Origin of the sequence: Kitasatospora sp. NPDC059599, assembly GCF_042735125.1 — a bacterium.
Lineage (GTDB): Bacteria > Actinomycetota > Actinomycetes > Streptomycetales > Streptomycetaceae > Kitasatospora.
The window spans coordinates 1-12,326 of record NZ_JBHWCL010000025.1; the positions used below are offsets into that span (position 1 = coordinate 1).

7 protein-coding genes are annotated in these 12,326 nt (G+C 72.9%); 4 read left to right on the top strand and 3 right to left on the bottom strand.

The features are described from left to right. Positions 1–61: 61 nt before the first annotated feature. Together ACFV04_RS12005 and ACFV04_RS12010 are read right to left on the bottom strand one after the other, a co-directional pair. Entirely contained in the window at positions 62–1,909 is a 1,848-nt protein-coding gene (locus tag ACFV04_RS12005; protein ID WP_380345696.1) for an ABC transporter ATP-binding protein, read from the bottom strand. Further along, a complete protein-coding gene (locus ACFV04_RS12010) occupies positions 1,906–3,789 on the bottom strand; it encodes an ABC transporter ATP-binding protein (RefSeq protein WP_380528652.1) in 1,884 nt (627 codons plus the stop codon). Before ACFV04_RS12010 ends, ACFV04_RS12005 begins: the two co-directional genes overlap by 4 nt. Before the next feature lie 232 nt (positions 3,790–4,021). Between ACFV04_RS12010 and ACFV04_RS12015 the strand changes: the two genes are divergently transcribed. Then, positions 4,022–5,455 carry a family 2B encapsulin nanocompartment shell protein gene (locus tag ACFV04_RS12015; protein ID WP_380528654.1) on the top strand — a complete coding sequence of 478 codons (1,434 nt, stop codon included), beginning with the start codon at positions 4,022–4,024 and terminating at the stop codon, positions 5,453–5,455. A gap of 68 nt (positions 5,456–5,523) precedes the next feature. Here ACFV04_RS12015 and glgX read toward each other — a convergent pair whose 3' ends face one another. Next, entirely contained in the window at positions 5,524–7,743 is a 2,220-nt protein-coding gene (gene glgX, locus ACFV04_RS12020) for a glycogen debranching protein GlgX (RefSeq protein WP_380345690.1), read from the bottom strand. Positions 7,744–8,026: 283 nt separating this feature from the next. Here glgX and ACFV04_RS12025 point away from each other — a divergent pair, with 283 nt between their 5' ends. From ACFV04_RS12025 to ACFV04_RS12035, 3 genes are all read left to right on the top strand, one after another. Further along, entirely contained in the window at positions 8,027–9,271 is a 1,245-nt protein-coding gene (locus ACFV04_RS12025; protein WP_380528656.1) for an Ig-like domain-containing protein, read from the top strand. A 254-nt stretch (positions 9,272–9,525) separates the two neighbouring features. Further along, on the top strand, positions 9,526–10,782 hold the full coding sequence (locus tag ACFV04_RS12030; RefSeq protein WP_380345686.1) for an Ig-like domain-containing protein: 1,257 nt from the start codon (positions 9,526–9,528) through the stop codon (positions 10,780–10,782). A 227-nt stretch (positions 10,783–11,009) separates the two neighbouring features. Beyond that, complete coding sequence (locus ACFV04_RS12035; protein ID WP_380345684.1) at positions 11,010–12,233, top strand: Ig-like domain-containing protein; 1,224 nt, start codon at positions 11,010–11,012, stop codon at positions 12,231–12,233. Positions 12,234–12,326: the final 93 nt, after the last annotated feature.

The following is a 12,326-nucleotide window of genomic DNA, read 5'->3' on the forward strand; positions in this document are numbered from 1 at the left end:
GTGCGTGACGGCGCACCCGGTCGGGCACATTCGTGGGGCGGGGCGCCGGCCCCGCCCGGACCTAGACCAGGCTGTCCCGCCAGGCCCGGTGGAGCGCGGCGAAGCGGCCGGAGCCGTCGATCAGCTCCCGCGGGGAGCCGTCCTCCACGATCCGGCCCTGGTCCATCACCAGGACGCGGTCGGCGATCTCCACGGTGGAGAGCCGGTGCGCGATGATCACCGCCGTCCGGCCGGCCAGCACCGTGCGCATCGCCCGCTGGACGGCCTGCTCGCCCGGAACGTCCAGGGAACTGGTCGCCTCGTCCAGGATCAGCACCGCCGGGTCGGCCAGCAGGGCGCGGGCGAAGGCCACCAGCTGGCGCTGGCCGGCCGAGATCCGGCCGCCGCGCTTGCGCACGTCGGTGTCGAAGCCGTCCGGCAGCGCCGCGATGAACTCGTACGCGCCGATGTCGCGGGCGGCCCGCTCGACCTCCTCGCGGCCGGCGCCGGGGCGGCCGATCGCGATGTTCTCGGCGACGGTGCCGGAGAACAGGAAGGACTCCTGGGTCACCATCACCACCCCGCGCCGCAGCTCGGGGGTGGCCAGCTCGCGCAGGTCCACGCCGTCCAGCCGGATCCGGCCGTCGGTCGGGTCGTAGAAGCGGGCCAGCAGCTTGGCGACCGTCGACTTGCCCGCGCCGGTCGCGCCGACCACCGCGACCGTCTGCCCGGCCGGGACCAGCAGGTCGAAGGGCGGCAGCACCTCCTTGCCGGTGCGGTAGGCGAAGCGGGTCCGCTCGAAGGACACCTCCCGGCCCCGGCCGGCCGTCCGGGGCAGCTCCTTCGGCTCGGCGGGCTCCGCGACGCTCGGCTCGTGGGCGAGCAGTCCGGCGATCTTCTCCAGCGCCGCGGCGGCCGACTGGTAGCTGTTCAGGAACATCGCCAGCTGGTCGATCGGGTCGTAGAGCCGGCGCAGGTAGAGCACGAAGGCGGTGAGCACGCCCAGCTCCAGCGCGTCCTCGACGGCCAGGTAGGCGCCGAACAGCACCACGCCGGTGATCCACAGGTTGGCGGTGGCCCGGGAGAGGCCGACGTAGCGGGCGATCTCCAGCAGGCCGTCCGCGGTCGCGGTGGCGGACTGCCGGTTGACCACGGCGAACGCCGTGTCGTTGGCCTCCTCGCGGCGGAAGGCCTGCACCGGGCGGATGCCGTTCATCGTCTCGGTGAACCGGACGATCAGCGAGGCGGCCGAGGTACGGGAGCGGCGGTAGACCCGCCGCGAGCGGCTGCGGAAGGACCGGGCGATCAGCGCCAGCGGCACGGTGGACACCAGCGAGACCAGGCCGAGCCGCCAGTCCAGCACCATCAGCAGCACCGAGATGTAGCAGACCGACAGGAGGACGGTCAGCAGCTCCTGCAGGCCCTCGGAGAGCAGTTCGCGCAGCGCGTCGATGTCGCTGGTGGCGCGGGAGATGATCCGGCCCGAGGTGTAGCGCTCGTGGAAGTCCAGGCTCAGCCGCTGGGCGTGCCGGAAGATCCGGCCGCGCAGCTCCAGCAGGATGTCCTGGTTGACCCGGGCGCTGATCTTGATGAACACCCACTGCAGCACCGGGCTGAGCAGGGCGCAGAAGAGGTACGCGGCGATCACCGCGACCAGCGGGCCCGAGTCGTGCGCGCGCAGCGCCGGGACGGCGCGGTCCATCGTCACCGCGACCAGCAGCGGGCCGGACTGCAGCGCGGCCTGCTGGACCAGGATCACCACCATCGCGACGGCGATCCGGGCCCGGTGCGGGCCGAGCAGCGAGCGCAGCAGCGCCCGGGGCGCACCGGGCGGGACGGGGATGTCCTCCTCGTCGGCCGGGGGCGGGGGCGGCTCCTCGCCGGTGGGCCGGACGGGACCGGCCTGCGTGGGTTCGGCGGTCGTGGTCACGGGGCTGCACTTCCTTCGGGCACGAGGGCGGCCTCGCCGGACATCAGTTCGCGGTAGTGCGCGCAGTCGCGCAGCAGCTCCTGGTGGGTGCCGACGGCCTCGATCCGGCCGTCCGCCAGGACCGCGACCCGGTCGGCGAGCAGCACGGTGCTGGGGCGGTGGGCGACCACCAGGGCGGTGGTGGTGCCGAGGACCTCGCGCAGCGCCCGTTCGACCAGGGCCTCGGTGTGCACGTCCAGGGCGGAGAGCGGGTCGTCCAGCACCAGGAAGGCCGGGTCGCCGACCACCGCGCGAGCCAGCGCGAGGCGCTGGCGCTGGCCGCCGGACAGGCTCAGGCCCTGCTCGCCGACCTCGGTGTCCGCACCCTCGGGGAGCTTGTCCACGAAGCCGGCCTGGGCGGTGGCGAGGGCGGAGTCCAGTTGCTTCCCGCTCGCGCCCGGGGCGCCCATCAGGACGTTCTCCCGGACGGTGGCGGAGAACAGGGTGGGCTCCTCGAAGGCGACCGCGACGAGTTCGCGCAGCCGTTCCCGGGGCAGGTCGCGGATGTCCCGGCCGTCCAGCGTGATGGTGCCGGCGGTGGCCTCGTACAGCCGGGGGAGCAGTGCGGTGAGCGTGGTCTTGCCGCTGCCGGTGGCGCCGACCAGGGCCATCGTCTCGCCGCTGCGGACGTGCAGGTCGATGCCGGCCAGCAGGTCGGGGCTGTCCCCGGGGGCGTCGGGGTAGCGGAAGCGGACGCCGGTGAAGCGGATGCCGTCGGGGGCGGCGAGCCCGGTGGCGGTGCCCGGGTCCGGGGTGTCCGGCTCGTCCAGCACCTCGAAGAAGCGGTCGGTGGCGGTGGCGGCCTCGTTGGCGTAGGCGAGCAGCCAGCCGAGCGACTCGACCGGCCAGCGCAGCGCGAGCGCGGTGGACAGGAAGGCGACCAGGGTGCCGGCGCTCAGCTCGTCGTGGGCGACCAGGTAGGCGCCGGCGGCGAGGGCGCAGCCGAGGGCGAGCTCCGGCAGGCCGATGATGACGGCCCAGAGCTTGGCGAGCAGGTGGGCCTTGTGCAGCTCGGTGCGGCGCAGCTCCTGGGCGAGGGCCCGGAAGCGTTCGGCCATCGAGCGGTGGCGGCCGAAGGCCTTGAGGATCCGGATGCCGAGGACGGACTCCTCGACCACGGTGGCGAGGTCGCCGTTCTGGTCCTGGGCGAGGCGGGAGGCGCCGGAGTAGCCGGACTCGAAGCTCCGGGTGATCAGGAACAGCGGGACGACGGGCACCAGGGCGATCAGCGCGAGCCGCCAGTCCTGGGTGAACATCACCACCGTGCCGGCGAGGAACGTCACCGAGTTGACGACCAGGAAGACCAGCGGGAAGGCCAGGAACAGCCGCATGGTGTACATGTCGGCGGTCGCCCGGGAGAGCAGCTGGCCGGAGCCCCAGCGGTCGTGGAAGGAGACCGGCAGCCGCTGGAGCTTGGCGAAGAGGTCCCCGCGCATCGCCGTCTCCAGCCCGGCGAGCGGGCGGGCCAGCACCACCCGGCGGGTGTAGAACAGTCCGGCCTCGAAGAGGCCCACGACCAGCAGCAGGCCGGCCAGGGGCCACAGGGCGGTCAGGTCGTGCGTGGCGAGCGGGCCGTCCACGATCCGGCCGAGGATCACCGGGACGGCGAGCGTGCTCAGCATGCCGAGCGTGGCGGCGGTCACCGAGACGGCCAGCCGGCCGCGGACGGCGCGCGCGTACGGCCACAGGCGCAGCAGCGAGCGGACGGTGGAACGGCGCGGTCCGGTCGTCGGGCCGGTGGCCGTGGTGGCTGCGCCGGGTACGTCGGATCCGTCGGGATCGTCGGCCCGGGCGGTCCCGTCGACGGGCGGGTTGTCGGTGTCATGTCGGTTCTCGGCCATCGCGGTGAGGGTAGGCAGAGAGCCCGTCACTTCTCATCCGGTTTTTCGCCCCTGTCGGCGTCGCGGGCGAGAACCGGCCACTCCGGCGGGCGGCGCGGAGGCGAACAGCAGGGCGTGCGCGTCGCTTCGTGCAGGGAGGAGTGCGCTGGGCGCCTCTTGCGAGCCCCGGCCGATCGGCCGATGGAATCCCCGGGGGGACGCCCATCGACGCCTGAGTGACAGGAGTGCCGACATGACGGTCGAGACCGAACCCACCCCGGGCCCCGGACCCGGGGCCGCGACAGTGCGGGTGCGGGCCCAGCTCAGCCTCAGCACGGTCGCGGCGCGGAACCTGGCGACCACGACCAAGTCGAAGCCGCAGATGCAGGAGATCACCTCCCGCTGGCTGCTGACGATGCTGCCCTGGGTCCAGGTCAGCGGGGGCACCTACCGGGTCAACCGCCGTCTCAGCCTCGCCACCGGACGCGGCCGGGTGAGCTTCGCCGGGGCCGGCGGATCGGTGAGCGTGATCGCCCCCTCGCTGCGCGAGGTGCCGGCCCTGCACGGCTACCGGGACGACGGGGTGCTGGAGGAACTGGCCCGCCGGTTCGTGCGGCGGGACTTCGCGGCCGGCGACGTCCTGGTGCGGGAGGGCGATCCGATCGAGGAGGTGTTCCTGGTCGCGCACGGCAAGGTGGACCGGACCGGTACCGGCAAGTACGGCGAGCGGACGGCGCTCGGCTCCCTCGCCGACGGCGACCACCTCGGCGACGAGGTGCTCACCGAGCCGGACGGCACCTGGCCGTACACCGTGACGGCGGCGACCTCCGGCATCGCGATGGCGCTGCCCCGGCCCGTCTTCCAGGAGCTGGTCGACCGCTCGGACTCGCTGCGCGAGCAGCTGCTGGGCTTCGCCGCCGACGCCGCGCAGGCCCGGAACGCGCACGGCGAGGCGGAGATCGGCCTGTCGGCGGGCCACGAGGGCGAGTACGAGCTGCCCGGTGCCTTCGTGGACTACGAGTCGACGCCGCGGGAGTACGAGCTGAGCGTCGCGCAGACCGTGCTCAAGGTGCACACCAGGGTCGCGGACCTCTACAACCGGCCGATGAACCAGGCCGAGGAGCAGCTGCGGCTGACCATCGAGGCCCTGCGCGAGCGGCAGGAGCACGAGATCGTCAACAACCCGGACTTCGGCCTGCTCGGCAACGCCGACGTCGACCAGCGGATCCAGACCCGCTCCGGCGCGCCCACCCCGGACGACCTGGACGCGTTGCTGAGCATGCGCCGAGACACCGACTACCTGTTCGCCCACCCGCGGGCGATCGCCGCCTTCGGGCGGGAGTGCAACCGGCTCGGCATCCACCCGGCCACCGTCGACGTGCTCGGCAAGCAGCGGCCGACCTGGCGCGGGGTGCCGATCTTCCCGTGCGACAAGATCCCGGTCTCGGACCGGCAGACCACCTCGTTCCTCGCGATGCGGGTCGGGGAGGACGACCAGGGCGTCGTCGGGCTCACCCAGATCGGTATCCCGGACGAGGTCGAGCCGGGTCTGAACGTCCGGTTCATGGGCATCGACGAGACGGCGATCGCCTCCTACCTGGTCAGCACCTACTACTCCGCGGCGGTGTTGGTGCCGGACGCGATCGGCGTGCTGGAGAACGTCGAGCTCGGGCACGCCCGGGGCTGACGCCGCCCCGGCAGGCGGCGGCCGGCACGGCCCGGGCCGCCGCGTCGGGTCCCGGGCCCCGGCCCGGGTCAGGCGCCCGGGGCGGGCGCGCGCAGCAGGTGCAGCGAGCGCCCGTCCAGGACGACGATGCCCTGCGGGTGCGGTCCGACCGCGCCCGCGTCGGCCGTGTCGATCACCGTCTCGTAGGCGGCCTCCGGCGCCGCCCAGGGCTCGCCGGGCAGGGTGAACGCCGTGGCCCGGTGGCCCGCGTTGAGCAGCAGCAGGAAGCTGTCGTCCCGCAACGGCCGTCCGGCGTCGTCCCGTTCGGACATCGCGGTGCCGGACAGCAGCATGCCGAGGCAGGCGGTCGGCGCGAACCAGTCGGCCTCGGTCATCTCCTTGCCCAGCGGGGTGAACCAGGCCAGGTCGGGCTGGCCGCCGGGGGTGGCGGCCCGGCCGGAGAAGAACGCCCGCTGCCGCAGCACCGGGTGGGCGCGGCGCAGCCGGACCAGCCGGGCGGTCAGGTCGCAGAGCTCCCGCCAGCCGGGCTCCGCCAGCAGCGACCAGTCCAGCCAGCTGACCTCGTTGTCCTGGCAGTAGGCGTTGTTGTTGCCGCCCTGGGTGCGGCCCAGTTCGTCCCCGGCGGTGAGCATCGGGACGCCGGCGGAGAGCAGCAGGGTGGCCGTCAGGTTGCGCAGTTGGCGCAGCCGCAGCGCGTTGACCGCGCCGTCGGCGGTCTCGCCCTCGGCGCCGTGGTTCCAGGAGCGGTTGTCCTCGGTGCCGTCCCGGTTGGCCTCGCCGTTGGCCTCGTTGTGCTTGCGGTCGTAGGAGACCAGGTCGCGCAGGGTGAAACCGTCGTGCGCGGTCACGTAGTTCACGGAGGCGTACGGGCGCCGGCCGCCGCGCTGGTAGAGGTCGGAGGAGCCGGACAGGCGGTAGCCGAGCTCGCGCACGTCCGGGCGGGCGCCGCGCCAGAAGTCCCGTACGGTGTCGCGGTACTTGTCGTTCCACTCGGCCCACAGCGGGGGGAAGCCGCCGACCTGGTAGCCGCCCGGGCCGACGTCCCAGGGTTCGGCGATCAGCTTCACCCGGCTGAGCAGCGGGTCCTGGGCGACGGCGGTGAGGAAGGGGTGGTCCATGTCCACGCCGTCGCCGGCGGGGCCGCCGCGGGCGAGGGCGGCGGCGAGGTCGAAGCGGAAGCCGTCCACGCCCATCTCGGCGACCCAGTAGCGCAGCGAGTCGGTGACCAGCCGGATCACCTGCGGGTGGCGGGTGTCCAGGGTGTTGCCGCAGCCGGTGTAGTCGGCGTAGGCGCGCGGGCGGTTCGGCGGGAGGCGGTAGTAGGCGGCGTTGTCGATGCCGCGCAGCGACAGCATCGGGCCGAGTGCGCCGCCCTCGGCGGTGTGGTTGAACACCACGTCCAGGATCACCTCGATCCCGGCGGCGTGCAGGGCGCGGACCATCCGCTTGAACTCGCCGACCTGGCCGCCGCGCGAGCCGGCGGAGGAGTAGCCGGCGTGCGGGGCGAAGTAGCCGACCGTGTTGTAGCCCCAGTAGTTGACCAGGCCGCGGGCCTGCAGGTGGTCCTCGCTGGCGTACTGGTGGACCGGCAGCAGCTCGACGGCGGTCACCCCGAGGCGGGTGAGGTGGGCGATCGCGGCGGGGTGGGCGAGGCCGGCGTAGGTGCCGCGCAGGTGCGGGGGGATGTCGGGGTGGCGCATGGTGAAGCCGCGCACGTGCAGTTCGTAGAGCACCGTCTCGGCCCACGGCGTCTTGGGGCGGTGGTCGTCGTACCAGTCGTCGTCGTCGTGGACGACCACGGCCCTGGGCACGTAGGGGGCGGAGTCGCGGTTGTCCCGCACGGTGTCGGCGACGTCCGCCTCCGGCCAGTTGCGGACGGCGGCGCAGGCGGCGTCGTGCGAGGTGTAACAGCCGTCCACGGCGCGGGCGTACGGGTCCAGCAGCAGCTTGGCCGGATTCCAGCGGGCGCCGGTCCACGGGTCCCACCGGCCGTGCACCCGGAAGCCGTAGCGGGTGCCGGGGCCGACACCGGGCAGGAAGCCGTGCCAGACCTGGAAGTCCTGTTCGCCGAGGCGGTGCCGGCTCTCCCGGCCGTCCTCGTCGAAGAGGCACAGCTCGACGGCCTCGGCGCCGGCCGCCCAGAGCGCGAAGTTGGTTCCGCGGTGGCCGAGCCGGTCGGTGTGGAAGCGGGCGCCGAGTGGCTGCCAGCTGCCGGGCCGCGGTGGCTCGGCGGTGTGCGGGCCGCCGTCCGGCCGTACCCCGGCTTCCAGCTCCTGACCTGACGCCATGGCCGTACCCTCCCTGGGCGGGGTGTCCCGGACCCCGTTCACTTCCTCATTCCCGGATTGCGCAGATCGGAAGCCGCTGAACGGGGGCTTACCGGCGGATGGCGGGCAGGGGGGCGGGCCCGGGGGCGGGGGCTCCCGGGAGGGCGGGTGCGGGGCGGGGCAGGCGCACGGCCCGTCGCCCCGCGCGCCCGGGGTGCGGGCGTTCCGTGCCGGCGTGCGTGTCCCCCCGTCCGCGGCCGTCGTTGTTCCGGACGTCGGACACGAACGGTGGGGAGGCCCCGGGATGCGGCGCCGAGGACGGGTGTGGGCGCGGGGCGCGGCGGCGGTGGCCTGCTGCCTGGCGGTCCTCACGGGGTGTGGTGGCGGGGCGTCCCCGGCGGGGCCGCCCGGGGACGCGGTGGAGGCGGGGGCGGGGCCCGGGGCGTACACCGCGCCCCCGCCGCCGTCCCGGGCGGTCGTCACCACGCTGCCGGCCGACGGCGCCGTGGACGTGCAGCCGGAGGGCGCGGTGCGGGTGAGCGCCGCGCAGGGCCGGCTGGTGTCGGTCCGGCTGGCCGACGCCAAGGGCACGGAGGTGCCCGGATCGATCGCCCCGGACGGTGCCGGCTGGGCGCCCGACGGGCCGCTGCCGCTGGGCACCGCGTTCACCCTGGACGCCGTCGCCGAGGACGACGACGGCCAGCGGGCCGCCCAGCACACGGACTTCTCGACGGTGGCCCGGGCGCACACCTTCGTCGCCTTCTTCACCCCGGAGGACGGCTCCACGGTCGGCGTCGGCATGCCGGTCTCGCTGCGCTTCAGCCGTCCGATCGCCGACCGGGCGGCGGTGGAGCGGGCCCTCCGGGTCACCGCCGACCCGCCGGTGCCGGTGGCCGCGCACTGGTTCGGCAACCAGCGGCTGGACTTCCGCCCGCGGCAGTACTGGACGGCCGGCACCAGGGTCTCGGTGGCGCTGCGGCTGAAGGACGTCCAGGGCGCGCCGGGCGAGTTCGGCACCCAGAACCGGGACCTGCGCTTCACCGTCGGCCGGGCCCAGGTCTCCACCGTGGACCTGGACGCGCACACCCTGACCGTCCGGGCGGGCCAGGGCGGCAGGGTGGTCCGGGTGCTCAAGGTCTCCGGGGGCAGTCCCGAGCACTCCACCTACCGGGGGGTGATGGTGGTGTCGGAGAAGTACCAGGTGACCCGGATGAACTCGCAGACCGTCGGCATGGGCGACGAGTACGACATCAAGGACGTGCCGCACGCGATGCGGCTGACCACCTCCGGCACCTTCCTGCACGGCAACTACTGGGCGGACCCGGCGGCGTTCGGCACCGCCAACACCAGCCACGGCTGCATCGGCCTGGTCGACGCCAAGGGCGGCACCAGCAAGGACACCCCGGCGGGCTGGCTGTTCGAGCACACCGTCCCGGGGGACGTGGTGGAGGTGCGGGCCTCGACCGGGGACCTCGTGCCGCCGCAGAACGGGCTGAACGGCTGGAACGTGCCCTGGGACCAGTGGGTGGCCGGCGGCGCGCTGCACTAGGCCCCGGACAGGATCCGGCTGCCGGCACCCCCCGGGACTCCCCCGGCAGCGCCCCGGCACCCCCCCGGACCGCCCTTCACGCCCGGTTCACCCCGGCTTCACCCGGTTCTGTTCGACACCCCTGCAAATCCGTTCGAACGGCCCGGTTATCCTGCTCCGACGCGTCCGCAGTCCGGCGCGAAAGATCGGCGCCCGGTGCAACTCATGGGGGCACTCAACGCGTCAAGAGAGTGGATACCGGGAGGGGACAAACCGTGAAGACGGGTAAGACGGCCGGCGCCGCGATACGTACCACCAGCCGCTACGGGCGCAGGGGGGCGATGGCGTTGGTCATGGGCGGGGTGCTGCTGCTCACCGCGGCGTGCAACGACGACAAGGGCGGCTCGGGGGGCTCCGGCGGCGGCAACGCGGCCGGCACGTCGGCCTCGGCGGACGCGGGCGGTTCGGGCGGTTCGGGGACGCCCAAGACCTCGGCGGCGGTGATCTCCGTCGAGCCGAAGGACGGCGCGCAGGACGTCCAGCCCTCCGGGCTGCAGGTGTCCGTCGCCAACGGCAAGCTCACGACGGTCGAGGTGACCGACAAGGACGGCAAGCCGGTCACGGGTGCGATCACCCCGGACGGCAGCGGCTGGAAGCCGGCGGCGGCACTCACCGTCGGCATGGCGTACAAGGTGAACGCGCAGGCCAAGGACGCCGAGGGCCTGGTGGCCGCGTCCACCACCTCGTTCACCACCCTGACGCCGGACAAGAAGATCTCCACCAACGACAACATCAGTGACGGCGCCACCTACGGCGTCGGCATGATCGTCTCGGTGGAGTTCAACAAGCCGGTCAAGAACAAGGACGCCGTCGTCCAGGGCATCAGCTTCGAGACCAACAACGGCACCGTGGTCAAGGGGCACTGGTTCGGCGACAAGCGGGTGGACTTCCGCCCGGAGCAGTACTGGGCGCCGGACACCAAGGTGACCGTCAAGTACCGGCTGAAGAACGTCGAGGTCTCCCCGGGCGTCTACGGCGACGTGGACAAGGACGAGCCGTTCACCATCGGCCGCTCGCAGGTCGCCACCGCGGACGCCAAGTCCCACCAGATGACCATCGAGCGGGGCGGCCAGACCACCACCGTGCCGGTCACCCTGGGCGCGGACGCCACGCCGTCCTGGAGCGGGGCCATGGTGATCATGTCCAAGGAGAAGGTCACCCGGATGAACTCGCAGACCGTCGGTCTCGGCGGCGAGTACGACATCCAGGACGTGCCGCACGCGATGCGGCTGACCACCTCCGGCACCTTCGTGCACGGCAACTACTGGGCCAGCCCGTTCGGCAAGACCAACGCCAGCCACGGCTGCGTGTCGATGCAGGACGTCAAGGGCGGCAGCGACAGCTCGGTGGCGGGCAAGTTCTTCAACGACTCGATGGTCGGCGACGTCGTCAAGATCGTGAACAGCAAGGAGAAGACCGTCGCCCCCGACAACGGGCTCGGCGGCTGGAACCTGGCCTGGGCCAACTGGTAGGCCCTACCCGGAGGTCGGCCCGGTCAGTCCGGGCGCTCCGGTGAGTTCTCACGGAGCGGTCCGATCCTCACCCGTTGGGGTCGGGCCGCTCCGGTTTTCGGGGCGAGGAGCCCCGCGCATGGCGCAACCTTTCCGGTGGCCGGGTGCTCGCGCCCGGCCGGGTCCGTCGCGGATCGGATCCACGGGGAGTTCCGGGGAGTTCGGGGATGTCCGAGGAGGGGATCGGCGTGAGGTCGATACGCAGAGTGGTGACCGCCGGCCTGGTCGGCGGGGCGATGGCGCTGACGGCCGCCTGCGGCGGTGGCGGCGGGGACGGCAGCGCGGCCAAGGCCGACCTGGGGGCCGGTGCGGGCGCCTCCAAGCCCGCGGCGGCACCCACCGGCGCGGCGCCGAAGGTCTCGAAGGCGGCCGTGAGCATCGAGCCCAAGGCCGGCTCGGTGGACGTGGCACCGAACGCGCTGAAGGTCGGTGCGACCGGCGGCAAGCTCACCACCGTCAAGGTGAGCGACAAGTCGGGCAAGGAGGTGCCCGGCACGATCTCCGCCGACGGCTCCTCGTGGACCCCGTCGACCGGCCTCTCGGTGGGCACCGCCTACCAGGTCAGCGCGATGGCGGCGGACGCCGACGGCGCGGTCGCCGAGGCGGACAGCAGCTTCACCACGCTGACGCCGGAGGTCCAGGCCAAGGCTTCCGACAACGTCGACAACAACGCGACGTACGGCGTCGGCATGATCGTCTCGGTGGAGTTCACCAAGGACGTCAAGAACAAGGAAGCGGTCGCCAAGGGCATCACCTTCGAGACCGACAACGGCACCGTGGTGAAGGGTCACTGGTTCGGCGACCGCCGGGTGGACTTCCGTCCCGAGGGCTACTGGAAGCCGGGCACCAAGGTGAACGTGCACTACCGGCTGAAGAGCGTGGAGATCGCTCCGGGCGTCTACGGCGGCTCGGACCGGGACGAGCCCTTCACGATCGGGCGATCCCAGATCTCGACGGTTGACGCCGCCGAGCACAGGATGACGGTCGTCTCGGGCGGGCAGAGCTCCGACATCGACATCACCTCGGGCTCGGACGACCACCCGACCTGGAACGGCACCATGGTCATCATGTCCAAGGAGGGCACGGTGCGGATGCAGTCCAGCACCCTGCCCGGCATGACCGGCGCGCCCTACGACCTCCAGGTGCCGCACTCGATGCGGCTGACCACCAGCGGCACCTATGTGCACGGCAACTGGTGGGCCAAGAACAGCATTTTCGGCGGAGACAACGTCAGCCACGGCTGTGTCGGGCTCAAGGACGCCGAGGGCGGCAGCGACTCCAGCTCGATGGGCAAGTTCTACGCCGGCTCGCTCGTCGGAGATGTGGTGACCGTCAAGAACTCCATCAAGAAGGAAACGCTCGACCCGTCGAACGGGCTGAGTGGCTGGAACGTGCCGTGGAGTTCCTGGTAGGACGGCTCGGGGGTCAACTCGGGCTTGACGTACGTCGACCCGGGGTGACCCCCGCTTGCACCCGGCATATGCCGACTCGGCCGAGATCGTTTG